This is a genomic window from Flavobacterium nitrogenifigens, from assembly GCF_003254565.1.
GTDB classification, from domain to species: domain Bacteria; phylum Bacteroidota; class Bacteroidia; order Flavobacteriales; family Flavobacteriaceae; genus Flavobacterium; species Flavobacterium nitrogenifigens.
This window is the reverse complement of the sequence record NZ_QJRI01000181.1, coordinates 319,170-344,876: the sequence shown is the minus strand read 5'-3', so window position 1 is coordinate 344,876 and position 25,707 is coordinate 319,170. Positions and strand designations below refer to the sequence as shown.

The window sequence follows — 25,707 nt, the reverse complement described above, 5'->3', positions numbered from 1 at the left end:
AAACTTAAGGAGCCAGATAAAATAAATCTGAAGCAATTCCATCCGTTAAAAATTTTCCTTTTGGAGTTGGTTTTAAAATGTTGTTTTCGATCGAAAGTAAATCGTCGTTTAAGAATTTTTGAGATTGTTCCAATAAATATTTCAAATATTCTGACCCAAATTCCTTTTCAATTCTTTCTAAAGAAACGCCCCAAATCGTTCGTAATCCGGTCATAATATATTCATTATAACGATCTGAAATGGTTAAGACTTCTGTTTCAATAGGAAGTTCGTCGTTTTGAATTGCTTTCAAATACAGAGAATTATTTGCAATATTCCAGCCTCTTTTTTCGCCATCATAACTATGTGCCGAAGGCCCGATTCCGATATATTTTTTCCCCAGCCAATACGCCGAATTGTTTTTAGAGAAATAATTCTCTTTTCCAAAATTGGATAATTCGTAATGTATAAAACCGTTTTTCTGAAGCATTTCAACCAAAATCATAAAATGATTGGATGCTACTTCATCTTGCGGTTCAGCAATTTTTCCTGTTTGAATTAATTTGCTTAAAGCTGTTTTCGGTTCAACCGTCAAAGCATAACTCGAAATATGCGGAATACCAAAATCTAAAGCCGTTTGAATATTCTGTTTCCACATTTCGTCACTCATTCCTGGAATTCCGTAAATCAAATCCAATGAAATATTATCAAAATATTTTGTTGCTTCTTCCAAACATTTTTTGGCTTCCGCCGAATTATGAGCGCGATTCATCATTTTTAAATCGTCTTCATAAAAAGACTGAATTCCGATGCTCAGACGATTTATTGGACTTTGGGATAATTCTAAAATTCGTTCAGCAGATAAATCATCTGGATTGGCTTCAAGCGTAATTTCAGGATTTTCGACAACCTTATAGTTTTTATAAACTTCTGAAATTAAAAAGTTGATTTCGTCATTCGATAAAACCGAAGGGGTTCCGCCGCCAAAATAAATGGTTTCTACAATCTCATTCGCAAATTCGTTTTTGCGTATAGCGATTTCTTTAGCCAAAGCCAAAACCATATCGTCTTTCTTTTTCATCGAAGTAGAAAAATGAAAGTCGCAATAATGGCAAGCTTGCTTGCAGAATGGTATGTGAATGTAGATGCCGCTCATTTTTTTAGTGTTCAGTGTTCAGAATATTAGTGTTCAGATTTTAGTGATCACTGATCACTCTTTTCTGACTCCAAACTTCTCTGGGTTTAAAAGCATATAGTTTAATAATTTACCTATTTCAATACTTTCGGATAAAAGTTCATCATAAGTTTCATTTGAAATATATTTACAAGCAAAAGCAAATTCCAGCCAAGTTTGTGTTTCAGAATTTTCACCATCAGAATCGGTTAATTTGCTGTAAAAATGTTTTGGATAGATACGTTTTCTATAAGCTTCTGCAATAGTTACAGTAACACTTCTGGATGAGCGTCTAATTTGATCGGTTAATGAATAAGTTTCTTCTTTAGGAAACTGTTTTGTAATATTAAATATCTTCATTGCTAAAGAAAAAGATTTTTTGTAAGCTAATAAATCTTGAAATCTCATTATATTTTTTTAATCACAACGAAATATTTGTAAGAAAATTATCTTAAAACAAGATTGTTTTTTGGCAAGATCTGAATTAACTGATCACTAAAAACTGAACACTGAACACTACTTCTTAACTCGATCCTCGTTTTGTTTCACAAAAGCTTCCCAGCCCGAATAACTTTTTCCTGCGACAACTTTCCCAGAATTAAAGTGATGGCAAACTGCAGCTGCCAAACCGTCTGTGGAATCGAGATTTTTTGGTAATTCTTTTAAACCCAAAAGCTGTTGAAGCATTTTAGCAACTTGTTCTTTGCTGGCATTTCCGTTTCCGGTAATCGCCATTTTTATCTTTTTAGGCTCGTATTCTGTAATTGGAATTCCTCGCGAAAGTCCTGCTGCCATTGCAACACCTTGCGCGCGTCCTAATTTCAACATCGATTGTACATTTTTACCAAAGAAAGGAGCTTCAATAGCGATTTCGTCTGGACAATGCGTTTCGATTAATTCGATCGTTCGCTCGAAAATGATTCTTAGTTTTTGGTAATGATTGTCATATTTGGAAAGCTGCAATTCGTTCAATTGCAGAAATTCCATTTTTTTATTGATTACTTTAATCAATCCAAAACCCATAATTGTGGTTCCGGGGTCAATACCTAATATGATGCGTTCTTGTGTCAATTTTTTTAATTGTAATAATAAGAGAATTTATTTTCTACTTCATTTTTGGGAAGATCCGATTTAATTACTTCATTTTTATCATTTATTATCGAATATTTTCCATTCTTCAAGACGTAAAATTCAGTTTCTTTTTTCTTTGAAAAGAGACTCGGCTCCAAATAAATTTTTTCATATGCAAAAGGAATTATCTGTTTGTTTTGAATCGTAACAACACCGTATTTACCATTTTTAGATAGAATAATTATTTTATCACTATCATAAAAAAGACTGTCATAGATTACTGGGATAACGGTTTTTCCTTCTTTAGTAATTAAACCTTGTTTTTTATCTTTTGTTACGAAATGAAAGTTCGAGCCGGGACCATATTCTACCCAATTTGACATTTCGGTATACTGAAAAGGAATAATAATTCCACCCAATCTGTCTATAACACCATATAAACCATTCTGCTTGGCAATAAATTTATTAATCTGGTCATAAAAACAGGGTTGTAAATCTTGATAATCAAAATTTATCATTGTTTTTAATTCTTTATTAATAATTCCAACCTTACCATTTTTCTTTATGATATAAAAAGCTAAATCCCGACTATTTTGCTCGATTTCTTCGTTGTCAATAGGATAAGTGATTTTGTTGTTCAAATCAACAAGGCCAAATTTACCCTTATGTTTTACGATTGCATTGTTATTGCTTCTGAAATCTCGAAATTCATCGTACATAACAGGAATTACTAATTCTCCTTTGGTATTAATTGCGCCATATTTTCCATTTAAGTCCTGAATATGATAAATTTTTTGAGTCTTATTTCCTAATGATGCATGATCAAATGAAAAGTCTTTTATCTTGTCATAAATTTTCTTTCCATTCTTATCAAGTAAAATCAAATAATTACCCTTTTTTGCAAGAAAAATTTCAGATTCACGATAAGATTCTTCGGGATGTTCTATTGTGTCGTATTCAGTTTTTACAACTTCTTTTCCAAATTCATCAATGATGCCATATTTTTGATTTTTTGAAACGATTGCTATTCTATTTGAATTGAATCTGTCACCAGTTTCATATTTTCCAAACGCAACTACCTCTTTTAAATTTTTATCCAAATAACCAATTTGTCTATTTTTTCGAACTAAAATCAAACCATTTTTCCAGAACGTATCTTTATAATTGAAACTTGTTGCAGCAATTTCATCATAAATAAAATCTGTTTTTTGTTTTCCGAAAGAATCAAAAAAAGCCCATTTTCCTTGTTTCTTCACAGTGACTAAACTGTCAAGAATAACTTGATTTGCGTTTTGATATAAAAGTGGAATTATTTCCTTCCCTTTTTTATCAATAAAACCATAAAGATCATTTTTCTTCACTAAAGCCAAGCCATTTTTACGGAAAAAAGTTTCATTTTCAAATTGAATCGGAATTACAATTTTTCCTTTTCGATTAATAAAACCAAATTTTCCGTTCTTTTTTGCACAAGACAATTCCTGTGAAAAAACAGTTAAATCATCATATTCAAAAGGAACAAGTATATTTTCGTGAATATCAATATAACCGTATTTAGTTCCTTTGTTGGCATAAATCATCCCTTTTTCATCAATTGGATTTAGAAATTTATATTTTCCTAGGGGAATAACAACGTTCCCTTTACCATCATTATATCCCCACGAATTTTGCCCCATAATTCGTTCGTACAATTTCGTAGAATTGTTCTCAATCTTACTGCATGACGTTATTAGCAATAAGAGAAAGCCTAATATGATGCGTTCTTGTGTCAATAGATTGTTGTTTCAAGTTTAAAGTTTCAAGTTAGAAAATTGACTCATTTTCTAATTGGCACATTTTCATTGCCACATTATCAAATTGATTTACTTTTGCGGCATGATTTCAATTCCTCACAAAGCTAAGCAATTCCTAGTTCTTCTGGCCAAACTTTTAATTGTTGGCGGTGCATTTTATTTTATTTATAATCAGCTCGCAAACAACGACAAATTAGATTGGCAGAAGTTTATTGTTCTGTTCAAGAAAAACCAATCAGTTTTGGGAATTTCGTTTATCTTGCTTTTGAGTATTTTGAATCGTTATTTCGAGATTTTGAAATGGCAAAATTTAGCACAGGTTATTCATAAAATCTCGGTTTATGAAGCTACAAAACAGGTTTTAGCGGCTTTGACAGCTGGAATTTTTACGCCAAATGGAGTGGGAGAGTATGCGGGGAAAGCTTTGTATTACCCAAAATCTGAAGCTAAAAGAGTTGTTTTCTTAAACTTAATCTGCAACGGAATCCAGATGATTTTGACTATCATTTTTGGGATTTTCGGACTACTGTATTTTAATGCTGAATTCAATGTAATTACAACCAAAACGGTTCTGATTCTTTTTGGTGGATTTGCACTGATTTTAATTCTATTATTCTCCATTAAAAAGATAAAAGTAAAAGGATATTCAATCGAAAAACTGATTCATAAAATCAATGAAATTCCGAAATCGATTCATCAGAAAAATATCTTTTTAGGAATTTGCCGTTATTTGGTTTTCTCGCATCAATATTACTTTTTGTTTTTAGGTTTTGATGTCGACTTGCCTTATTTGACTTTAATGGCGGCGATAACATCGGTTTACTTTTTGGCTTCGTCTTTACCGACATTTCAGTTTTTAGACTTTGCTGTAAAAGGAAGTGTAGCAATATATTTCTTGGGGATTTTGGGTGTCAACGAATGGATTGTAATTTTCATCAGCACTTTAATGTGGTTTTTGAATGTTGTTTTACCAGTTGTTTTAGGAAGTTATTTTGTACTGAATTTTAAAACCAAAACAGCAGAATGATTTTCGGATTGTTCGCAATATTAGCCATTTATATTGTTAGCATTTCTCTGCTGATTTATGGCTTTTTCAAAGTGAAAAAACATCAGAAAACAGATTTAGAACCGAAGACCAGTTTTACCATTATAGTTCCGTTTCGGAATGAAGAAGAAAATCTGCCTATACTTTTAGAGAGTTTTTCAAACTCAAATTACCCAGCAGATTTATTTAAAGTGATTTTGGTTGATGATGCTTCAATTGAAAAGTTTCAGGTTTCAAGTTTCAGGTTTCAAGTTTCAATAATTGATAATATTAGAACTTCCAGTTCTCCCAAAAAGGACGCCATTACAACGGCAATGCAGCATGTAAAAACCGATTGGGTTATTACAACCGATGCTGATTGTATTGTTCCTGAAAACTGGCTTTTGACTTTTGACAATTACATTCAACAGAATAAAGTTTCTATGCTAGCGGGTGCTGTAACGTATCAATGTGAAAACTCATTTTTAGATCATTTTCAGCAATTGGATTTAACGAGTTTGCAAGGTGCAACCATTGGAAGTTTTGGTTTGAATAAAGGATTTATGTGCAACGGAGCCAATTTTGCATACACGAAATCATTGTTTGAAAGCTTAAACGGCTTTGAAGGAAACGACAAAATTGCCAGCGGAGACGATGTGTTTTTACTTCAGAAAGCAACTGAAAAATTCCCTGACGAAGTTCATTATTTAAAAGCTCAAGAAGCAATTGTAGTTACAAAACCAGCTGAAAATTGGAAAGCATTATTTCATCAAAGAGTGCGCTGGGCTGCAAAAACAAGTTCGTACAAAAGCGCTTTTGGAAAGTTTTTAGGACTTATTGTTTTCTTCGGGAATCTAACTTTGGTTATTTGCTTTTTCTTATTTCTTTTTGGAGTTCTAAGTTATCCGATTCTAGTTTTATTTGCCTTTTTAAAATTTATAATCGATTTTGGTTTGCTTTCTGTAACCAATCAATTTTTGACAGAAACACGAGTTAAAAGTCTTTTATTGAGCAGTTTGTTTTATCCATTTTTTAGTTCTGCAGTAGCATTCTACAGTTTGTTTGGTTCCTATGAATGGAAAGACCGACACTTTGTAAAATAAATTAACCATTTAAGTTATATAAGAAATTTAAGTTAAGCGAAGCGGTAAACACATCCCAATTTTAAATGAACTTACATTACTTATATGGTGTAAATTATTTATCGTCTTTTGCTTTTAGAATAACAGGCAGGATAAATTGTGTTTTTACTGGAATTCCACGTTTTATTGCGGGATTTACTTTCGGGAAATCAACTAGACGGGCATGTAGGATACTGTCAATCTTTATGGTGTCGTAAGCCACAGAGTCTTTTGGAAACTGAGGTTCAAACTTCATGGTTGAATTTGGGAAAACAGTTACTTTCACCTCAATAGTATCCAATTCTGGATATAATATAGACAGAGTATCAACGTTTAGTTTTTCTTGTATAAGACTTGACATGACCTCAAAAAAGCATTGCTGGCGCAGTTTTTTATCGGCAATTTTATCGCAATTAGGAACAGAAGGATATTCGTCAACTTCTTTCCAATTAATTGATTTTAGCTCTTTTTGAAGTAACTCTTTTTCAGACGGAACCTGCTTCTCAAAATATTGACAAGAATTAAAAAGAATACATATAAAAAAAGGGAAAAACTGCCTCAAAGTTTTAAAATTGAATGAATGAACAAAAATACGATTTTTTTTGCGAAGCTTGCCGATGTTTGTGAATCTTCAATACTTTAAAGATACATATTTTAAGGTTTGTGAAGAAAAAAATAAAGTAGTAATTTGTAAAAATAAATTGATAAAAATGAATTTGGATTTACTTTTAGTTTTGTTGGGTTTTATATGTGTAATTGTTGGTGTTTTTGGGAGTTTTCTTCCTGTTTTGCCTGGATTATCAAGCTGCTGGGTAGGGCTTTTATTGCTGTACCTTACCAAGGCAGTAGAGAACAACTATTGGATTTTAGGAATCACTTTTGTTTTGATGGTCACGATTACAATTTTGGATTATGTGATTCCATCTAAGGGAACCAAAAAGTTTGGAGGAAGTTCATATGGAGTCTGGGGAACCAATATTGGTTTGATTGTTGGGATTCTGGTGCCTATTCCGTTTGGAATTATCATTGGACCGTTTGTCGGAGCGCTCGTAGGCGAGTTATTATACGATTCTCAAAATCATAAACGTGCATTAAAAGCAGCCACGGGTTCTGTTCTCGGATTCTTGGCTTCGAGTTTTGTGAACTTCTTTTTCTCAGTAATTTATCTCGGGATTTTTCTGACTATCCTCTGGCAAAATAGACAGCTTATTTTCTAAATGGTAATTTTGACCTTAAGCTTTTTCTTATATTTTTGATTTTTTTAGAGAAACTCTTAAAATTTTAAAAATAAGTTTTGTATCTTATAAGTTACGCTAAGCTTTATATTTCCTCATTTTCCTATTTTTTAAGGCTAAATGCTTGAAAATCGACCACCTAAATTTTTAACTTAATTTTTGGAAATGTTAAAATATTTTATATTTTTATCACGATAATCGATAAAAAGCCTCACTTTATCGGTTATTTTAAACAAGTATAAATAATCATTTTTTAAGTTATGAGTATGACCCCAAACCTACAAATTGAACTTAGACGCTTTATTTCTTCTAATGTTGTCTCCAAGTTAAACAAGTTTTATTTTGAAAATGATGCACTTTTAATCAAGGGAATAGACGTCTCGATCGGCACAATTTTGATGGGACTCTACAACAAAGCCGAAGAATCTGATTTTTACTCCGAAATTGTTTCACTAATCCAAGAAGATTCCACTTTTTACCAAGAAGTAGATTTTAATGCAGGCAGAATTTTATCAGTCGATGACTGTTACCGTTTAGAAGGCAATGTTTTGCTAAAAGAATTGTTCTCTAACAAAAAAGGCAGAATTTCAGAAATGGTTTCTAACGAAGTTGGCATTAAAAGCGAAACAGCCAGAGAAATACTTAACTTTTCAGCATTACTTGTAATGTCTTATTTAAGATATAATCTTCAATTAATAGAAAGTTTAAAACTCCTTTTAGAAGATCAAAAAAGAGATATTTTAAACAGCATTCCGCCCGGAATCAAAATCATCCTAGGTTTTTCAAATTACGAAACAGTAGAAGATAAAAACCAATCTATCGGAAGATCTATTTTTACCCTTTTCGGACATAATTTCTTTAGTTTTTAAAAATAAAAAATCCCATTTTCAAAAGAAAACAGGATTTAGTTATGACTTAAATTTGAAAAATGCTTATGTGTTTTTCAAATTGATAATTTCTTGATCGGTCAAAAAGCGCCAGTTTCCGCGAGGAAGATTCTTTTTGGTCAATCCAGCAAACGAAACACGGTCAATTCTTAAAACATTATATTCGAAAGATTCAAAAATAGAACGCACCACTTTTACGTTAGCAGTACGCAATTTAAGACCAACTTCGCTTTTTGGTTCGTTATCAATATAGCTTACTTCTTCAACAAAAACGCGGTGTCCGTCAAGAACAAGACCTTTGCTGATTTTTTCTAAATCTTCAAACTTCAAGTTTTTATCTAAAGATACCTGATAAATCTTAGACGATTTCTGATTCGGCAATGTAAATTTACGAATCATATCAGTGTCATTTGTAAACAATAGCAAACCGGTTGTATTCTTGTCCATTCTTCCTACAGCAGCAATTTTTGCATTTGTAGCACCACGAACAAGTTCTAGAACGTTACGATATTCCTGACCTTCATCAAAGGCAGTTGTAAAGTTTTTAGGTTTGTTCAATAAAATATATTCTTTCTTTTCGGGAGTTAATGTAACACCGTCAAAGTTTACAACATCATTTAGTTTTACCAAATAACCCATTTCTGTCACTACAGTACCGTTAACTTTTACGTTTCCAGACTGAATGTAAATGTCGGCGTCACGACGAGAACAAACGCCAGAATTAGAGATGTATTTGTTAAGACGAATTTCATCTGAAGCCTTTTGTCTCTTAGCCGGCTGATTTTGTTTTCTAAATTTTTCAGCAGCAGCTTCCTGAGCAGCTTTAACTTCAGGTTTTACTTTTTTAGGCCCTTGCGCGCGCTTAGCCATAGGAGGTTTTGGCTTGTTAGAGTTTGGTCGTGAGCTGTTTGGTCTCGATCCGCCTCTTTTATTGTTGCCTTCCTTGTTGTTCATAGAATCATTAATTTGTGCAAAGATAGTTTTTTCCTGCTAATAAATCTTAAGTTCAATGTTCTTAGATTAATAGCGTTTTATTTTAAGATGTTCAGGAGCAATACAATTGGCTTTTTTTTAAATGGATTATTTCACGAGTTACACAAAAAGACTTTGCGAATCTTCGTGAAATTCTTTGTGAATCTCTGTGGAATAAAAACTTAATAATTAGAAATCAATTCGCGACCATGCCATAAGACGCTCGGATTAATAAGAACAATACAGCAAACGCCTGATACAATCAAGAATTTAAGAACATTATGAAGTCTTAAGTACTGCTCTTTAGAGTCAGATTTCCATAAATAGATCAAGAAAAAAAGTAGGATTCCAAAACAGACATAAAAATAAATGTCCATATAACCCACATCATAAATGTTAACCAAAACATATACAGGTAAAATGGTTAACAAAGTCAAAAGCGTTATAATTTGCTTAGAAATTTTTTCTCCGTATAAGACGGGAATCGTTCTATAATCACTTACCAAATCGCCTTTGAGGTTTTCTAAATCTTTTATCATTTCGCGAATCAATAAAAGAAGAAACAAAAAAACCGCATGTGCCGAAATTACCACAAAATGGCTCATGTGATTCTCAATTTCTTCAAACGAAATCTTATTATAGAAATAAAGTAAAATGGCAAAAAACGGCGTCACAGCAAGCAATGCAGACATTAAATTCCCAACAATCGGATACTTTTTAATTTTATGAGAATAAAACCAAATCATGAAAATGTAAGCAGAAAAGAACAAAAAAGCTCTCCATGAAACTATAAAAGCCATTAGAACAGCAAGAAAATTCAAACTGAAATAAACGTTCAATTTGGTCTTCTGACTTACCAAACGATCCAGCATCGATTTATTTGGACGATTAATCAAATCCTTCTGACTGTCGTAAAAATTATTGATGATATATCCTGACGCGATCGTAATAGCCGATGCGAATACAATTAAAAATAAATGAAAATCAAGTAAGATATCTAGCGCTCTAATTTCTGGAGCCAAAATAAAAATAGCCGACAAGTATTGGGCTAAAACAATGATCGGAATATTGTAACCTCGAACTACAGAGAACAGACTAACAATTTTCATTACTAAAAGTTTTTGCTGTCTGCTTAACATAGATGATAGGGTGGTATTGATTTGATTTAGGGAAGTTAAAGTATATTTTTTGATTTTAAAAACTAGAGTTTGTTTTTTAACAATTCTTGAGACCCGTAACCTAATTTTCGAATACAGGCCAAAGCTTGCTTTTGTGTAATATCGATTTCTGTAATATCTTTTTTGTCCACAAAAACCACCGATCCACTCCACGGATTTGGAGCATCGGGTATAAAAACTGTAAATTTTTCATCACTGACTTGCTCTATTAAAAAAGCAAATTGCAAACCAGCATCAGTAGGAACTAAAATTACTTTTAAATCGTCTTTAGATTCTAAACCTAATATATTTTCATTCATGCTTTTCATAAATGAATAGCCAGGAACAAAACTTAAAATTCCATCTTCTAATTTCTGAACTAACTTTTCAGCGGCTGTAGTTTTTGCCAATAATCCAGCAATAAAACAAATTAGGATTATAATAAATATTCCAACAAGCTCCTGAATTGCAAGTCCTAAAACGCTTACTTTTGGCAAAGTGCTTACAAGTGGCAGTGTGGTTTTTTGCACAAGTCCATATCCTTTTTCCAAAACAATTAATAGTACAACTAACGGTACTAAAAATAGAATTCCTCCTAAAAAAGTTGCTTTGAGAATCTTTAAAATACTTTTCATAGGCAATAATTTTTTAGGATTAGATGTTTAGGAAATGGTATTCAATAAATAGCAGTATTTTAAGAGGTTTAACTTTAGAACTGGTAAACTACTTCTAATTTATAGTCTTTCAAGGATGCTTTAGCTCTTTCTAAATCTTCGGTAAAACCTAGAATGTAACCGCCACCGCCAGAACCACAAAGTTTTAAGTAATAATCGTTTGTGTCAATTCCGTGTTGCCAAATTCCGTGAAACTGTTCTGGAATCATTGGCTTAAAATGGTTTAAGACAACTTTAGAAAGCTTTTTAGTATTGGTAAACAAAGACTTCATGTCTCCATGTAAAAAGTTCTCTACGCAAGCATCTGTATATTTCACAAACTGATTTTTAAGCATTGCACGGAAACCTTTATCTTTTAAGTTTTCCATAAAAATGCTAACCATTGGAGCTGTTTCTCCAACAATTCCTGAGTCTAACAAAAACACAGCACCTTTTCCGTCAAAACTTTGAGTCGGAATTCCAGTTGCTTCAATGTTATCTTTTGAATTAATCAGGATTGGAATACTCAAATAGCTGTTTAAAGGGTCTAAACCAGAACTTTTTCCGTGGAAAAAGCTTTCCATTTGAGAAAATATATTTTTTAAGTGTAATAATTTTTCACGAGTCAGATTCTCCAGAACAGTGATTTTGTTGGTCGCATATTTATCGTAAATAGCAGCAACAAGTGCACCGCTGCTTCCAACACCATACCCTTGCGGAATACTAGAATCGAAATACATTCCAGTTTCAACATCGTTCTGAAGTGTTTCTAAATCGAAAGTAACCAATTCTGGCTGCTGTGTATGCAATACTTCAAGGTAAGAAGCAAAACTTCTTAAACTTCTGTTTGATGAAATCGCTTCTTCTGTAGGCTCTTCAGATTTTTTTAAAGCGCCATTGTAAAAGTTATAAGGGATAGAAAGTCCTTTAGAGTCACGGATAATTCCGTATTCTCCAAAGAGTAATATTTTTGAGTAAAATAGTGGTCCTTTCATGATTTATTTAATGTCTTTCTTTATTTTATTTGGGTTTTGTCTGGTGTCGAAAAATGCAATTATTTCAATTCTTTTTGTGTTGAATTTATAATAAATTGTTGTTTGTTTTGACAAGACACATTTTCTATAATTTTTATTTAATTCCGATTTAGGGAAAATTTCAGGATCAATTTGTATTAGATAAATTACTTTGTCGAGATTTGATATAAATTTATTTTTTATTCTTTCAGACCATCGGTTTTCTAAATATTCAAATAATTCAGATAATTTTTTTTCGGCATTTTGTGAAAAAACTATTGTTCTTTTCATTAACGAAATTTTTTCATCATTTCTTCATACTCAACAAATTCACCACGTTCAATTTGTCTTTCTCCTTCTTCAATTTCCGCCTTTTGCTCGTCGGTCAAATCATCCCACCAATCTTTCTGTTCTTTTTTGAAAATTTTTCGAATAGATTTTATGATGTTAGGATTTTCTGTTTCAGCTAAAAGCTTTATCAGTTCTAATTTTTCTAATTGCATGTCCATAACCAAAAATTTAACTAAAGATACGCAAAATTATAATGCAATCGCACCGTGTCCAATTTTGTCGCAAATGTATTGACTATTCTGACAAAATACAACTAATTCGTCTTGAATAAATTGAAGTACTTTTTCTGTAACGTTTTCGGGATAAAGTGCATGCACATTTGCTCCAGCATCAAGCGTAAAACACACAGGAATCTGAGTTTCATTTCTAAATTTCCAGATTGCATTTATGATTTGCAGCGTATTTGGCTTCATTAAAATGAAATATGGCAACGATGTCATCATCATGGCGTGTAGCGTTAATGCTTCACTTTCTACAACTTTGATGAATTCGTCTAAGTTTCCACTTTCAAAAATGGCAATTAATTTATCTAGATTTTCGTGTGCTTGTGTAAAACGTCTTTCAGCATAAGGATGATTGTGCATTAAATCGTGTCCAACGGTGCTAGAAACTTGTTTTTCGCCTTTATCAACCAATAAAATAGTGTCTTGATAATTCTTGAAATTTTCATGAATCGTATACGGAAATTCTACTCCAAATAAATCCGTACTTCCCTCAATATTTTCCTGATTTCCCCAAACGACAACATTTCCTTTTACGCTTCGGCAAGCACTTCCAGAACCTAAACGAGCCAAAAATGAAGCTTTCTGATAAAAATATTCGTCAGTCATTTCAGGATTCAGTTGTTTTTCTAAACTCATAAAATTCATTGCCAAAGCTGCCATTCCAGAAGCTGAAGAAGCAATTCCCGAACTGTGCGGAAATGTATTCTGAGTATCAATTGTAAAATGATAGTCTTTCAAAAACGGCAAATAAACCTCAACTCTTTCTAAAAACTTCTGAATCTTTGGTTTGAAATCTTCTTTTGGCTTTCCTTCAAAAAGTAAATCAAAAGAAAAAGCATTTTGGTTTGCTCTTCTTTCAAAAGCCAATTTCGTAATCGTTTTACAATTATTCAAAGTAAAACTTACAGAAGGATTTGCTGGAATCTGGTTGTCTTTTTTTCCCCAGTATTTCACTAACGCAATGTTGCTTGGAGCGCTCCATTCAAAGTTTCCGTTTTCGATTGTTGAAGTATATGGATTTGGTATAAAATCAGCTGCTGTTAACATGAATTATAAAATTTTGGCAAAGATAACTTTTTCATTTTTTCACCATGTAAGTTATATAAGAAATTATAAGCACGGTTTACTAAAAATGAACTTTGACATGATTATCATCCTGAGCGGAGTCGAAGGCTTATGAATTGGAAAGGGCTTCGACTCCGCTCAGCCTGACACAGAATTAAATCCTTCAAATGAACTTATATAACTTATATGGTTTAAACTTTTCTTTTGACTATTTTTGAATCCAAAATTAGAATTCATGAATAAGTTCGTAAAAATCGCTATAGCTTTAGTAATTTGTTTAACAGTAGGATATTCTGCCGGAGTAGTTACAAAACCTAGTATTGAAACTTGGTATATAATGCTAGAGAAGCCAGTTTTTAATCCGCCGAATTGGGTTTTTATGCCAGTTTGGACAGTGATTTATATTCTAATGGCAATTGCAGTTGCGTTGGTTTGGGACAGAATAAAAGAAAATACAGAAGAAGTTAAAAAAGCATTGCTGTTTTTTATTATTCAATTAATTTTAAATTCAATTTGGTCGTATTTATTCTTCGGATTAAAAAATCCGATGTTAGCTTTAATCGAAATTGTGCTTTTATGGCTGATGATTTATGAAACGTATTTGAAATTCGTCAAAATCAATAAAACTGCAGGTTATTTATTGATTCCATATTTAGCTTGGGTTGGATTTGCGACTGTTTTGAATGCTAGTATTTGGTGGTTAAATAAGTAGTTTTTTAATTTTTAATCTCCGTTTTCAGTTTCTTAAATTCTTCATTTTTAGCATATAAAAAATCCATTGTATAAAGTAGATTTTTTTGTTTTAGAATAATTTCAGATTGCGGATCGGCGGAACAAAATTCTAGAAAAAGAGCCTTTTCATTTGGATTTAATTTTAAGTCTTTTGTAAAGAAATCCAGAGGACAGGTTGCTTCCGCAAATGTTTTGAAATCTAATTCGGGAGTTTTCTTTTTAGGCTTTTTATTGCTGTTTTCTTCCTTTTTAAACAAACCTAAAAGACCTGCTCCCATAGTACCAAAATTCATTCCATTTGAAATGGTGCCATCATAAACGCCAGTATATTTCTGTAAATTACGGGAAGCTTTTATTAATGCAATCGAATCTGAAACTTCTTGTGTCATACTTACATGGGGAAATTTTATAGTTGTAATTAAAACTTCATCCAATTCTTCAGGTTTTAGAATCATATTTACAATAATATTGTTCTGATCTATATTTTCCTGAGAAATTTTTAGTCTTTTAAAAAAGTAATCTTTAGAGAAAAACAACACACTATCTTGTGGTCGTACCAGAATCGAAAATTCGCCAAGTTCGTTTGTTCTCGTGCTGGTCTTGGCAGTTTTATTAATTACTTCTACTTTATTGAGCGGAATATTCTGTGAAAGAACTTTTCCGTTTAATAATTTTTCATTTTGAGAAATACTAAGCTGATAGGTGAAAATAGAAATTGTGGTAAGTAATTTTACTCTCATATAGGATTAATTAGTTGAGAGTAAAATTATTAGAATAGTCTTAACGAAAACTTACAGAACATGTAAATTCTTGTTAATAAAATTACCTGATGTTTTGGGTAAATTTTTCGAATTCGCCATTACGAAACAAAACAGGTCCGTGACCAAAACACAGTATTTTTGGTTTTAGAAAAGCTAGTTTTTGAATGGATTTTCTATTGGTTTCTTTATCAGCGGTAAACAAATTCGGAGGTTCATGCAAACCGACTTTTGTTGTTAGAAGATTCATATTGGTCATAACATCTCCAACAATTAAAACGCCATCTTTTTCTCTAAAAAATGAGATGTGACCCCGTGAATGTCCTGGAGTTTCAATAACCGTGAATCCGCCAATTTGATCGCCTTCTTTTAAAGTATGAGAAACAAAATGTCCTTTTCCTGCCCAGAAGTTTTTCTGAAATTTTGAAATTAAATGATTCGGGTTTGGGTATTCTGTGACTACATTTCCGTTTTCGGCAAACTCTTTTTCGGGTTCACTGCATAAAAGCGGAATGTTTAAAGTTTCGCAGATTGTTTTGCTGCTTCCCTGATGATCGGCATGTGCATGGGTTAAGACATGTTTACTAATTGGTTTCTCGTTTAATGCTTTAAAAATTGTATTTGCAGAACTACGAATTCCAGCATCAATCAAAACATCTTCAATTAGATAACAATTAATGGCATTTCTTGGAAACAAAGGAATCTGGTAAACGTCTTTGGCAATATTCTTCATCTTTTTCAAATTTTATTTTGACAAAGATTCGAATTCCGTTTTTCAACTCACTTGATAAATGTTAAGAAATGTCCTGACGGATTCTGCTCAATGATTCGGGCGTAATGCCGAGAAAGGAAGCGATGTAAATTAAAGGTGTTCGCTGCATTATTTTGGCTGGAGCCGATGATAAAAAAGTCTGGTATTTTTCTTTGGCTGGAATCATTTGTAATTTTAAAACTCTGTCTGCCATGCAGAGGTAATTCTGTTCGGCGAGAATTCTTCCAACACGTTCCCAATTTGGAATTTCGTTATACAAAAACTGCATTTTCTCGAAAGTGATAGAAAGGACTTCGCAATCTTCAATACATTGAATATTTTCAAAAGAAACCGATTGATTTATAAAACTGGAATACGAGGCAATAAAACCTTCATCACAGCTTAAATAAGTGGTAATTTCTTTTCCGTCTTTGAGATAATAAACACGAGCAAGACCTTCGACAATAAAGAAAATCTTGTTGCTAGTTTTTCCCATCGACGAAAGGTATTCTTTGGCATTGAACTTTTCATATTTAAAACAAGAAGTAATTGCCTCCATTTCATTTTCAGAAAAAGAGGCAATTGCTAAGATTTGTTTTTGTAATAAAGAATATGTTGATTTCATTTACGCTTAAACGTAATTGATTATTATTCTATATTTATTTTTTCAATTGCCCATTCTTTGGCTAAACCTGCTCCGGTTGCTTTTACAATTACAAATAAATTATTTCCAGCAGAATTACTAAATACAAAATAGGGTTCTGCATCGTAAAATACTTTATTCGATTCACTTTTTGATACAAGAAACTGCTCTAGCGGAATCTTGCTTTTAAAGCTAAGATTGGAGTCATTATAAACATAAATATTAGGAAGTTTCTTTTGATTCCAATTATCATCAGCTACAAGTAATAGATAGAGATTGTTTTTTACTGATGAATGATCTAACCATTGAATAGGTGTGTATGGGTTCGTTTCAGTAGTGATTGTGCCATTATATAACATATCCTGACTTCTAAGTTCAGAAGTTTTAAAAACGGTTTTTCCTCTCGTAAATATTCTATTTCCATCTTCAGAAAACCATAGGTTTCCGTTCATAATATAATCTCCATGATAGGGAGAATCGTAGCTGTATTCTGCATTTCCATTTTGAATGTCATATTTCTCTATATCCATTGGTGATAAGTTATTTTCTGCTCCATAAATATATTTACCTGAAGGGTGTAATCGCGCTTTATTTCCTTCGTAAATTCTTTCACCAATGTGTTCGTATTCATTATCGGTTGTCAAGCTTAAATTTATGGATCTTATAAAAGTCGATTGACCTTTGGCAGGGAAAACATATGCCCATTTATTGTTTCCAAGTACAATATCATTTGCGTAACAAGATACTGGATATGTTTTTATAATAGTTTTGTTGATTAGATTGATATAAGAAATATATCGATCATGTCCGGTTACTGCGGTTTTTCCATCAGGAGATATTGAGACACATGTTGGGGCATATGGTAAAGTTATACTTTCAATTGAACCTGTATTTGCTGATAAAATATTTACAGCAGAAGGACTTGCGGAGACATATACAAGCTGATTGGTAACTTTAGAAAATTCTGCATCAACAACATCAGAATTTAAAGTTACTTTCTGCTCTACAAAATTGGTTACACTTACAACTATAGAATCTTTTTTATTATTGATATTTAGATATAATTTTGAATATGATTTGCCATTTGGTAAGTTTTGTTTATCAACAGTAACCGTAATTTCATCATGATTTAGTGAAGTTACAGCTCCTTCTTTTTTAGAAAGCGCAACATAGTTTTTTGAACTTGTTATGGTATAATTTAAAGCTGTTTCTCCTTGATTTTCAATATTAAGGACAAGTTTGTTATTGAAAATAGTAAAATTTAATGTGTCTGGTACTGAATAATTTGCTTCTTTGTTTTTTTCGTTTGAATCATTATTAGAACATCCAACAATGGTTGACAATATTATTAATGATAAAATAATTTTTTTCATAATTTTTAATAGTGTTTTAGAACTATAGTATAATGGAAATAATTAAGAGGTTTTAATTAAAAGAAATAGTGATTAGTTAATATTGATTTTTTGAATTGCCCATTCATTAACCAAATCAGAATCAAGTGCCTTTGTTATTACAAATAGATTTTTTCCAGTTGAGTTGCTAAAAGCAAAATAAGGCATAGCATCAAAAGTTTCTACATTGTTTCTTCCCGTTTGATTGAAATATTTTTCCAATTCAAGTTTATTTACATAACTAAGATCTGCATCGTTAAAAACATAAATGCTATTCGATTTAATTAAATCCCATTGATCGCCACTTGAAAAGATTACATATAATTTTCCTTTTAAAGAAGAATGATCAAGCCAATCAATCTTGTAATTATTTTCTGAAGGAATTCTGCCATTATATACCCCATCTAAACTATTAAGTTCAGAGGTTTTTAAAACACTTCTTTCTCTAGTAAAAAGTCTATCGCCGTTTTCTGAAAACCATATGCTTGGAATAGTGTAGTTTTCTTCTTCAAAGTTAGATTCGTATCTATCATCGATATCTCCATTTTTAATTGTTAGACGTTGAACTTGCCCTCTTGATAGTGGACTTTGCATGTAAATATAATTACCTGAAGGATCTAACCGTCCTTTAGCTCCAGCGTGTAATTGATTGTATATACTTATGGGCATTTCATAATTATATTCCAAATTCATGTTAACACTTTTTATGTATGTCCATTGATCTTTTTCAGGAAAAACATACGCCCATCTATTTTTTCCAAGAACAATATCAAGTGCAGAGCAAGAAATGTTGTAGGTTTGGATTATGGATGGATTTTTTAAATTAACATGTGTGATGTGGCCATCATGACCTACAACAGCTGTATTGCCATCTTGCGAAATAGAAATACATGTTGGGGCATAAGCCAATGAAATTTTTTGAAATGTTTCGGTGTTGGAGTTAAAAATGTTTACTTGAGAAGGATTTGATGAGATAAAGACTAATTGATCTGTCTTTTTGGAATATTCAGCATCTATAACATTCGTTTTTAATATTATTTTTTCTTCTTTATTTTTTGGAGAATCGTTGTCGTTTTCACAACTATAAATTGTAAACAAAAGTATAGCTGCTAATAATATTTTCTGCATTTTTTTTGTAAGTTTTGCCCTGTTTTTGGAGGCAAATATATACAAGTCTTTTGTAAATAACTATAGAATTGCAATTAATTCAGAGGCATTATTAATAACCGCTTTTGCGCCACTGTTTTTCAATTCATCTTCGGTTCTATAACCCCAAGTTACGCCAACAGGAAACATATTAGCATTTACAGCTGTTTTCATATCAATATCAGAATCGCCGACAAAAAGGATTTCTTCGGGTTTTAAATTCCATTTTTTACTGATTTCAATTGCTTCAAACGGATTCGGTTTTTTCAGTTCTTCTGTGCTCAGACCAACTGCTGCGTCAAATTGTTTTGGAAATAATTCATAAGCTATTTTCTTCGTCAATTCATCAGCTTTGTTTGAGAAAACAGCCATTTTGATGTTTTGTGAAGTCAGATTTTCAAGCAATTCAACAATTCCGTCATAAGGTTTTGTTTTCAGCGTACAGATTTTAGTGTATTCATCGACCATACATTCAAAACAACTTTCGATTTCATCGTCAGAATTGTTTGTGGCTGGCAATGCTTTACTAACCAAATTTCGTAAACCACTTCCGATAAAATATTGGTAAGTATCGTAATCATGTGTTGGGTAACTTAGAGCGGTAAGTACTTTATTCATTGCATCTGAAATGTCATGTAATGAATCTACTAGCGTTCCGTCTAAATCAAAAATAATTCCTTTAAATTTCATTTTGTGTTAAATATTTTGAGCCAGAATAAACCCGCTCGTCCAGGCATTCTGAAAATTAAATCCGCCGGTAATAGCGTCGATGTTTACAATTTCACCAGCAAAATAAAGCTTTTCGTGAATTTTACTTTCCATGGTTTTAAAGTTGATCTCTTTTAAATCGATTCCACCAGCAGTTACAAATTCTTCCTTGAAAGTACTTTTTCCGTTGACTTTAAATTCGGCTTTTGTGAGTTGTGAAGTCAAGTTCTGTAATTGGTTTTTAGATAAATCTGCCCATTTGGTTTCTGAATCAATTCCTGAAGCGAGAACCAGACTTTCCCATAAACGGTTAGGGAAGTCAAAAGGCGATTTTTTAGAAACTGCTTTTTTAGCGTGTTCCTGTTTTAAGTCTTTTAGGATTTTTTCGGCATCTTCAAAATCAACATCATTTAGCCAATTAACGAAAATGGTAAACTGATAGTTTTTGTCATGCAAAATACGAGCGCCCCAAGCCGAAAGTTTTAAAATTGCTGGTCCGCTCATTCCCCAGTGCGTAATCAACAAAGGACCTGTCGATTCTAGTTTAGTATCTTTTACATTTACGGTAACTTGTGCAGCAACGCCTGGTAATTCTTTAATTCGAGAATCTTTGATATTAAAAGTAAATAGGGAAGGGACAGGGCTCACAATTGCATGTCCGTGTTCCTGAAGCATTTCCCAGATTTTGGGATTGCTTCCTGTTGCCATAACTAATTTTTCGGCAGCATAATTGTCACTTTGTGTATCAATTTTCCAATGGTTTTCTTTTTTGAAAATAGATTGTACACTTTGTCCTGTCAAGACTTTTATACCTAATTTTTCAGTTGCTTTTAAGAAGCAATCGATAATAGTTTGTGAAGAATTGGAAACAGGAAATAGTCGCCCGTCTTCTTCAATTTTTAATTCTACGCCATGTTTCTCGAACCATTCAATTGTATCGCCAGAGCAAAATTGATGGAAAGGCCCTCGAAGTTCTTTTTCTCCGCGAGGATAAAATTTAACCAATTCATTGGGTTCAAAACAAGCGTGCGTAACGTTGCATCGTCCGCCTCCAGAAACGCGAACTTTAGAAAGCACTTCTTTGCCTCTTTCTAAAATGGCGATTTTAAGTTTCGGATTTTTCTCTGCAATATTAATTGCGGTAAAAAAACCTGCAGCGCCTCCGCCAACGATGATTATATCGAAATTTTTGATCATATTTTTTTTGGTTGCCACTAATTACACGAATTGGCACTAATTTTTTTATTTAACCACAAATTCCACAAATTTTCACAAATTGATTTTCGCATTTAATTTGTGAAAATTTGTGGAATTTGTGGCAAAAAAAACTTTTAATCTGTTGCTATTTTAAACTTTATATTTTGTCTGGATTATCAGAGATAATTCCGTCTACTTTATAGCTTTTTACTTTTTGAATGTCTTCTTTTGAATTAACTGTCCACGGCAAAACCTGAAATCCTTTTTCCTGAATTTGTTGAACATTTTCTTCATTCAATAAATTAAAATCAGGATGAATTGCTTTTGCTTTTATTTTTTCGGCGAAAGCCAAAGCTGTATCAATATTTTCTTCTGTTAAAACGCCAATTGAGATATTTGAGTTTAGATTTGATGTTTCTTCTAACATATCCCAATCAAAACTTGAAATGATGAAATGATCGTAATTCCAGTTTTTTTCTGAAATATATTCCTCAATAAGCTGGACAACTTTGCTAGGAGTTCCTAAACCTTTTAATTCGATATTGATTAAACATCTTTTGTCAACTAAATCAAAAACCTCGTTTAAAGTTGGAATTTGATATTTTCCATCAATTAAAAATGATTTTAATTCTGCTAGAATAAAATCATTTACTAAACCTTTTCCGTTTGTTGTTCTATCGATGGTTTCGTCGTGAATTACGATGATATGCCCGTCAGAGCTTAAATGAACATCAAGTTCAATTCCGTCTGAATTTAAGTCTAACGCTTTTTGAAAAGCTTGTAAAGTATTTTCAGGTTCGTAGGCTTTGGCGCCTCGATGTGCAATTTTTAGCATTTTGCAGTTTTTTTTCTAACCGCAAAGGTCGCAAAGTTTTACGCAAAGCACACAATGATTTGTGAAAATTAAATAGCCACGAATTCACGAATTATTTTTTTACAATCTTTAAGAATAAAAAATTCGTGAATTCGTGGCTAACAAAACTTAGTGCACTTAGCGTAAATTTTAGCGTGCTTTGCGGTTAAATTATCTCCAGTAAAACAATATCAAAATCATTGTCGATAATCACTTTTCCATCAATAACTTCAACTTCTTGATTCGAGTAAGCATCTTTTAATTTTGTTCCGTTTGGGAAGAGATCGCCAACTGGAAGTTCTTTTCTCCCTTTTGGTAAATCTACTCCCATAACAACTTTATCTGTAAAAGAGCCTTTTGTAAAAGTTCTGGAAAAAGTATAAGGATAAGGATTAATCAGTTTGTGAACGCCAGCACCAACTGCAGGATGATTTCGTCTAAATTGACCTAATTTCTGCCAGTGCAAAAGCGTTTTTTGCGTTTCGGGATTGTTCTGAATATCATCCCAATTCATGTTAGAACGCAAAGTAGCATCACCTTGAGTGCCTTCAACAACTAAAGATCTTGCCGATTCGTCGCCGTAATAAACCTGAGACATTCCTGGGGAAAGTAAGAGTTTGTTTGCTGTTTCAATGCTTTTGATTCTATTGGCATCAAAAGGCTGGCCGTCATCGTGAGAAGACATATAATTAAGGACAGAATAGCCTTTTAAATCATTGTTTAACGCATTCGAATATTTAGAAAATAAACCTTCATAATCGTTTTGGGCAGCATTCCATTTAAATTCAAAATTGATCATGCTGTTAAAACCATTTTGGAAATAATTGACTTTTCGATCGCCAAAATCATAATCCTGTCCACCGCTGATTCCGTAACCGTAAACTTCGGCAATGGTGTAAAACGGATTCTGATCTAAAACCTGTAAAGGATGATGTTTTTTCCAAGTTTCAAAAGCGTACTCACATTCTTTTTTGAAATCCGCCCAAACCTTTTCGTCGGTATGTTTTACCGTATCTCCTCTGTAGCCATCAATTCCGAATTCTAAAATATAATCCGTCAGCCATTTTATGATGTAATATTTTGGCGTTCTTGGGTAACCAGTTCTTTTGAAGAATTCATCCAAAGAAGATACTTCTTTTTCGTACCGACCTTCTTTTTTCCATTTTTCAATTAAAAAAGGAGGGAGCGCTACTTCCTGAGTACTTTCTGTTCTAACATCTGGAAGATTGTCAACCAAAGTACACATGGTTGTATTTTCGAACGATTTGTAATCGCAGACAACGCCAGTTCTAACCCAATCAGATGGCCAAACAGGATCTTCTGGAGTTACTGGACCGGTATGATTGATAACTCCGTCGAGAATGATTCTGATTCCTTTTTCGTGTGCTTTTTTTACTAAATTGGCTAAATCTTCTTTGGTTCCGAAGTTTGGATCTAAAGCCGTCCAATCTTTTGCCCAGTAGCCGTGAAAGCCATAACTCAACCCAGTTCCTTCATCAACGCCATCATGGATTTGCTCTACAATCGGCGTAAGCCAAATGGCATTTATTCCTAGTTTTTCAAAATATCCCGATTCGATTTTTTTAGTGATTCCGATGATGTCACCGCCTTCAAATCCGCGAAGTTTTCCGGGAGTTTTGGTTCGGTTAAAATTGACGTCGTTTGAAGTGTCTCCGTTGTAAAAACGATCTGTAAGTAAAAAATAAACATTTGCTCCTTCCCAGACGAAAGGTGTTTTTGAGGTATCATTCATTGTAACTGATTTTGAGCCAGAACAACTCATTGTTAAGTATACTAAAGATAAAAAAAGGAAAGTGTATTTTTTCATAACATATCTATAAATTTCCGCCACGAATTCACGAATTATTTTTTGACAATCTTTGAGGATAAAAAATTCGTGAATTTGTGGCGGAAAAAATTAAACGTATTTTGTTTTTATTCCAATTCTAAAACCAAAGCTGATTTTGGTTCTAACGTAATTTCAGAAGCCAAATCGAATGTTTTTCCTGTTATAACATCTTTACCAGATTTGTAGTTTTTGATGCTTTCTTTAAAACGAGCTGTTTTAACAACCTGTTCTTTTGCATTGTTATTGAAAACTACCATTACCGTTTTAGCATCAGTATATCTGAAATATACATAAGTGTTATTTTCAGGAATATAATGTGTCATTTTTCCGAAATGAACCGCTTCGTTTGTTTTTCTCCAGTTGAATAATTTCGAACTGAAATCAAAGTAAGCTGCTTGTTCTGGAGTTCTTCCTTCTTTGGTGAAAGCGTTGTTTTTGTCGCCAGCCCATCCGCCTGGAAAATCCTGACGAATATCGGCATCTCCGCCTTTGCCTTTATCACCGCCCATTCCGATTTCTGAACCGTAATAGATTTGCGGAATTCCGCGAACTGTTGCTAACAAAGTCATTGCCAGTTTGTATTTTGGCAAATCATATTTGAACTTTTCGTTCATACGATCTGTATCGTGATTTTCTGCAAAAACTAAGATATTATTGGTATTTGGATATAGAAAATCCATTGCAAAATTGTTGTAGAATTTTATCAATCCATTGTCCCAGCTTGGTTCATTTTCGTTAAAAGCAGAAGTAATCTGACTTTGAAGCGTAAAATCCATTACAGAAGGAAGGTTTGAATTGTAGTTTTCAATCGCACCAATTTTACTGTCTTTTTGCCAAAAAGCTAAATTCGCCTGATTGTGCATCCAGATTTCTCCCACAATATTAAAATTAGGATATTCATCTGTAATGGCTTTCGCCCAATTTGCCATCGCAGTTTTATCAGAGTAGTTATAAGTATCTACTCTAAATCCGTCAAGATTAGCAAATTCAATCCACCAAATGGCATTTTGAGTTAAATATTTTGCAACAAGTGGATTTCTTAAATTTAAATCTGGCATTGAAGGGACGAACCAGCCGTCAACACAAACTTCCTGATCGATTTTTGAAGCGTGAATATCTGTAATTACTTCACGTCTGTGGTGTGTTTGAGTGTAGTTTTCAAATTGATTAAGCCATGATTTTGTTGGTAAATCTTTAACCATCCAATGCGTAATTCCCCAGTGATTGGTCACATAATCCATAACCAACTTCATGTTCTTTTTGTGCATTTCTGCCGATAAACGAGCGTAATCGTCGTTCGTTCCGTAACGTGGATCGATTTTGTAAACATCAGATTGTCCGTACGTATGATAAGAATGCTGTTTGTCGTTATCTTCGCATAAAGGCGTGCTCCAAATCGTCGTTGCACCAAGAGAGGAAATATAATCTAAATTTTTGATGATTCCTTCGATATCTCCGCCGTGACGTCCGCTTGGATCTTGACGGTTTCCTTTTTCAGTTAAAGAAGCATCGCTGTCATTTTTCGGATTTCCGTTAGCAAAACGATCTGGCATAATTAGGTAAATTAGATCAGATGCATCATAACTTTTTCTTTCTGCCGAATTTGCTCTTCTTTCTTTTAGAGTATATTTTTGAGTAAAAGCGACTTTGTTTTTGTTTTTGAAAGAGAAAACCAATTCAGAAGCTTTTACGTCTTTTGTATCGATTGTTACGAAAAGGTAGTTTGGATTTTCTGTTTTCTCAACGTTTTTAATCGCAACATTATTAGAAACCGAAGCTTCGTATTGTGCAATATTTTTTCCGTAGAACATAATCTGAAGTTCCGTGTTTTTCATTCCGGCATACCAAAATGGTGGCTCTACTTTTTGAATTTGCGCTTTCGCGGAAGCGGAAAACAGCAAAGCCAATAATGCTAATTTATAAATAAGGTGGTTTATTTTTAGGTAGTTCATAGATTTCTTTT

Annotated in this window: 27 protein-coding genes; 5 read left to right on the top strand and 22 right to left on the bottom strand. The window is 32.8% G+C overall.

Annotation, left to right across the window (positions count from 1 at the left end):
* Nucleotides 1–4: 4 nt before the first annotated feature.
* The 4 genes from hemW to DM397_RS21465 form a co-directional block, all read right to left on the bottom strand.
* Nucleotides 5–1,135: a radical SAM family heme chaperone HemW gene (hemW, locus tag DM397_RS21480; RefSeq protein ID WP_111379599.1), complete on the bottom strand. Its 1,131-nt coding sequence runs from the start codon at nt 1,133–1,135 to the stop codon at nt 5–7.
* Between the two features lie 54 nt (nt 1,136–1,189).
* Complete coding sequence (locus tag DM397_RS21475) at nt 1,190–1,561, bottom strand: four helix bundle protein (protein WP_111379597.1); 372 nt, start codon at nt 1,559–1,561, stop codon at nt 1,190–1,192.
* A 108-nt stretch (nt 1,562–1,669) separates the two neighbouring features.
* Nucleotides 1,670–2,224, bottom strand: coding sequence for a crossover junction endodeoxyribonuclease RuvC (gene ruvC, locus DM397_RS21470; protein ID WP_111379596.1), 555 nt, complete (start codon nt 2,222–2,224; stop codon nt 1,670–1,672).
* 5 nt (nt 2,225–2,229) lie between these two features.
* Nucleotides 2,230–3,993: a WG repeat-containing protein gene (locus tag DM397_RS21465; RefSeq protein WP_142479075.1), complete on the bottom strand. Its 1,764-nt coding sequence runs from the start codon at nt 3,991–3,993 to the stop codon at nt 2,230–2,232.
* Nucleotides 3,994–4,096: 103 nt separating this feature from the next.
* Here DM397_RS21465 and DM397_RS21460 point away from each other — a divergent pair, with 103 nt between their 5' ends.
* Together DM397_RS21460 and DM397_RS21455 are read left to right on the top strand one after the other, a co-directional pair.
* Nucleotides 4,097–5,041: a lysylphosphatidylglycerol synthase transmembrane domain-containing protein gene (locus DM397_RS21460; protein WP_111379593.1), complete on the top strand. Its 945-nt coding sequence runs from the start codon at nt 4,097–4,099 to the stop codon at nt 5,039–5,041.
* Nucleotides 5,038–6,141 carry a glycosyltransferase family 2 protein gene (locus DM397_RS21455; RefSeq protein WP_111379591.1) on the top strand — a complete coding sequence of 368 codons (1,104 nt, stop codon included), beginning with the start codon at nt 5,038–5,040 and terminating at the stop codon, nt 6,139–6,141. The genes DM397_RS21460 and DM397_RS21455 overlap by 4 nt, the downstream gene beginning before the upstream one ends.
* Before the next feature lie 94 nt (nt 6,142–6,235).
* Here DM397_RS21455 and DM397_RS21450 read toward each other — a convergent pair whose 3' ends face one another.
* A complete protein-coding gene (locus DM397_RS21450; protein ID WP_111379590.1) occupies nt 6,236–6,721 on the bottom strand; it encodes a hypothetical protein in 486 nt (161 codons plus the stop codon).
* A 154-nt stretch (nt 6,722–6,875) separates the two neighbouring features.
* Here DM397_RS21450 and DM397_RS21445 point away from each other — a divergent pair, with 154 nt between their 5' ends.
* Together DM397_RS21445 and DM397_RS21440 are read left to right on the top strand one after the other, a co-directional pair.
* Nucleotides 6,876–7,376 carry a DUF456 domain-containing protein gene (locus DM397_RS21445; protein WP_111379648.1) on the top strand — a complete coding sequence of 167 codons (501 nt, stop codon included), beginning with the start codon at nt 6,876–6,878 and terminating at the stop codon, nt 7,374–7,376.
* Nucleotides 7,377–7,660: 284 nt separating this feature from the next.
* Nucleotides 7,661–8,263: a DUF937 domain-containing protein gene (locus DM397_RS21440; protein WP_008466405.1), complete on the top strand. Its 603-nt coding sequence runs from the start codon at nt 7,661–7,663 to the stop codon at nt 8,261–8,263.
* 63 nt (nt 8,264–8,326) lie between these two features.
* Here the strand turns inward: DM397_RS21440 and DM397_RS21435 are convergent, their stop codons facing one another.
* From DM397_RS21435 to DM397_RS21405, 7 genes are all read right to left on the bottom strand, one after another.
* Nucleotides 8,327–9,235 (bottom strand): pseudouridine synthase, encoded by a 909-nt coding sequence (locus tag DM397_RS21435; protein WP_111379589.1) that lies wholly within the window; start codon nt 9,233–9,235, stop codon nt 8,327–8,329.
* A 200-nt stretch (nt 9,236–9,435) separates the two neighbouring features.
* The gene (locus tag DM397_RS21430) at nt 9,436–10,392 is read right to left on the bottom strand and encodes a geranylgeranylglycerol-phosphate geranylgeranyltransferase (protein ID WP_111379587.1); all 957 of its coding nucleotides are present in this window, start codon (nt 10,390–10,392) and stop codon (nt 9,436–9,438) included.
* A gap of 62 nt (nt 10,393–10,454) precedes the next feature.
* Nucleotides 10,455–11,045, bottom strand: coding sequence for a DUF502 domain-containing protein (locus DM397_RS21425; RefSeq protein ID WP_111379586.1), 591 nt, complete (start codon nt 11,043–11,045; stop codon nt 10,455–10,457).
* 74 nt (nt 11,046–11,119) lie between these two features.
* The gene (locus DM397_RS21420; RefSeq protein WP_111379584.1) at nt 11,120–12,058 is read right to left on the bottom strand and encodes a mevalonate kinase family protein; all 939 of its coding nucleotides are present in this window, start codon (nt 12,056–12,058) and stop codon (nt 11,120–11,122) included.
* Between the two features lie 3 nt (nt 12,059–12,061).
* Nucleotides 12,062–12,367 carry a type II toxin-antitoxin system RelE/ParE family toxin gene (locus DM397_RS21415; RefSeq protein WP_111379583.1) on the bottom strand — a complete coding sequence of 102 codons (306 nt, stop codon included), beginning with the start codon at nt 12,365–12,367 and terminating at the stop codon, nt 12,062–12,064.
* Nucleotides 12,367–12,579 (bottom strand): hypothetical protein, encoded by a 213-nt coding sequence (locus DM397_RS21410; protein ID WP_239457891.1) that lies wholly within the window; start codon nt 12,577–12,579, stop codon nt 12,367–12,369. Before DM397_RS21410 ends, DM397_RS21415 begins: the two co-directional genes overlap by 1 nt.
* A gap of 36 nt (nt 12,580–12,615) precedes the next feature.
* Nucleotides 12,616–13,698 (bottom strand): diphosphomevalonate/mevalonate 3,5-bisphosphate decarboxylase family protein, encoded by a 1,083-nt coding sequence (locus tag DM397_RS21405; RefSeq protein ID WP_111379580.1) that lies wholly within the window; start codon nt 13,696–13,698, stop codon nt 12,616–12,618.
* A gap of 253 nt (nt 13,699–13,951) precedes the next feature.
* Between DM397_RS21405 and DM397_RS21400 the strand changes: the two genes are divergently transcribed.
* Nucleotides 13,952–14,428, top strand: a complete 477-nt coding sequence (locus tag DM397_RS21400) for a TspO/MBR family protein (RefSeq protein WP_111379578.1) — start codon at nt 13,952–13,954, stop codon at nt 14,426–14,428.
* Nucleotides 14,429–14,432: 4 nt separating this feature from the next.
* Here DM397_RS21400 and DM397_RS21395 read toward each other — a convergent pair whose 3' ends face one another.
* From DM397_RS21395 to DM397_RS21350, 10 genes are all read right to left on the bottom strand, one after another.
* Complete coding sequence (locus tag DM397_RS21395) at nt 14,433–15,188, bottom strand: hypothetical protein (protein ID WP_111379576.1); 756 nt, start codon at nt 15,186–15,188, stop codon at nt 14,433–14,435.
* 82 nt (nt 15,189–15,270) lie between these two features.
* Nucleotides 15,271–15,939: an MBL fold metallo-hydrolase gene (locus DM397_RS21390; RefSeq protein ID WP_111379575.1), complete on the bottom strand. Its 669-nt coding sequence runs from the start codon at nt 15,937–15,939 to the stop codon at nt 15,271–15,273.
* A gap of 61 nt (nt 15,940–16,000) precedes the next feature.
* Entirely contained in the window at nt 16,001–16,582 is a 582-nt protein-coding gene (locus tag DM397_RS21385; protein WP_111379573.1) for a Crp/Fnr family transcriptional regulator, read from the bottom strand.
* Nucleotides 16,583–16,605: 23 nt separating this feature from the next.
* A complete protein-coding gene (locus DM397_RS21380; RefSeq protein WP_111379571.1) occupies nt 16,606–17,973 on the bottom strand; it encodes a YncE family protein in 1,368 nt (455 codons plus the stop codon).
* A 72-nt stretch (nt 17,974–18,045) separates the two neighbouring features.
* Nucleotides 18,046–19,119: a hypothetical protein gene (locus DM397_RS21375; RefSeq protein ID WP_111379570.1), complete on the bottom strand. Its 1,074-nt coding sequence runs from the start codon at nt 19,117–19,119 to the stop codon at nt 18,046–18,048.
* Nucleotides 19,120–19,179: 60 nt separating this feature from the next.
* Nucleotides 19,180–19,827: an HAD family hydrolase gene (locus tag DM397_RS21370; protein ID WP_111379568.1), complete on the bottom strand. Its 648-nt coding sequence runs from the start codon at nt 19,825–19,827 to the stop codon at nt 19,180–19,182.
* Between the two features lie 6 nt (nt 19,828–19,833).
* Nucleotides 19,834–21,042, bottom strand: coding sequence for a BaiN/RdsA family NAD(P)/FAD-dependent oxidoreductase (locus DM397_RS21365; protein WP_111379566.1), 1,209 nt, complete (start codon nt 21,040–21,042; stop codon nt 19,834–19,836).
* 157 nt (nt 21,043–21,199) lie between these two features.
* Nucleotides 21,200–21,877 carry a glycerophosphodiester phosphodiesterase gene (locus DM397_RS21360; RefSeq protein WP_111379565.1) on the bottom strand — a complete coding sequence of 226 codons (678 nt, stop codon included), beginning with the start codon at nt 21,875–21,877 and terminating at the stop codon, nt 21,200–21,202.
* 184 nt (nt 21,878–22,061) lie between these two features.
* Nucleotides 22,062–23,723 carry an alpha-amylase family glycosyl hydrolase gene (locus tag DM397_RS21355; protein WP_111379563.1) on the bottom strand — a complete coding sequence of 554 codons (1,662 nt, stop codon included), beginning with the start codon at nt 23,721–23,723 and terminating at the stop codon, nt 22,062–22,064.
* Between the two features lie 107 nt (nt 23,724–23,830).
* Nucleotides 23,831–25,696 carry a glycoside hydrolase family 13 protein gene (locus tag DM397_RS21350; RefSeq protein ID WP_111379561.1) on the bottom strand — a complete coding sequence of 622 codons (1,866 nt, stop codon included), beginning with the start codon at nt 25,694–25,696 and terminating at the stop codon, nt 23,831–23,833.
* Between the last annotated feature and the right edge of the window lie 11 nt (nt 25,697–25,707).